We start from the raw sequence: 595 nt of genomic DNA, 5'->3' as shown, positions 1-595 counted from the left end.
CGGCGGGCGCGAGGGGCGTGCGCTGGAGAGAGGGTGCGCCCGGGGTCGGCCGCGTGACCTGTCGTGGTCCGCTGTGTCACCGCCGGCCGGCGCGCGAGCGAGGCGCGGCCGGCGGTGCGCTGTCAGGTCGGGTCGAGTCCGTGCCCGCGCAGCCAGGGCAGCGGGTCGATGGCCGAACCGCCGCCGGGGCGCACCTCGAAGTGCAGGTGCGGGCCGGTGGAGTTGCCGGAGTCGCCCGAGTAACCAATGGTGTCGCCTGCCTGCACCGATCCGGTACGCACCTTCGTGCTGCCCAGGTGGCAGTACCAGGTCTCGGTGCCATCGGGCGACGTCACTATCGCCATGTTCCCGTAGGCGACGTTGAACTGCGTCCGCACCGTGCCGTCGGTGGCGGCCATGACGGGCGTGCCGTAGTCGACCGGGAAGTCGATGCCGGTGTGCACCGACATCCAGTTGATGCCCGCCTGCCCGTACTGCGCGCTCAGTCCGTGCTGCTGCACTGGGAGCGCGTACTTGGGGCGCATGGCCTCCTTGCGCGCTGCCTCCTCCGCCTTGCGCCTCTTCTCGGCGGCCTGCCGCGCCTTGAGGTCGATGC

The 595-nt window shown here is 71.9% G+C and carries 1 protein-coding gene; it reads right to left on the bottom strand.

Features of this window, described 5'->3' with window-relative positions; all coding sequences use genetic code 11:
* Nucleotides 1–122: 122 nt before the first annotated feature.
* Nucleotides 123–595 (bottom strand): M23 family metallopeptidase (locus tag KUM32_RS36590; RefSeq protein ID WP_217146195.1); only part of this gene is annotated, 473 nt, incomplete at its 5' end.

It is taken from the genome of Streptomyces sp. AC627_RSS907, assembly GCF_019049165.1.
Note: the sequence above shows the minus strand (reverse complement) of the source record. Positions and strands in the feature narration are given on the sequence as shown.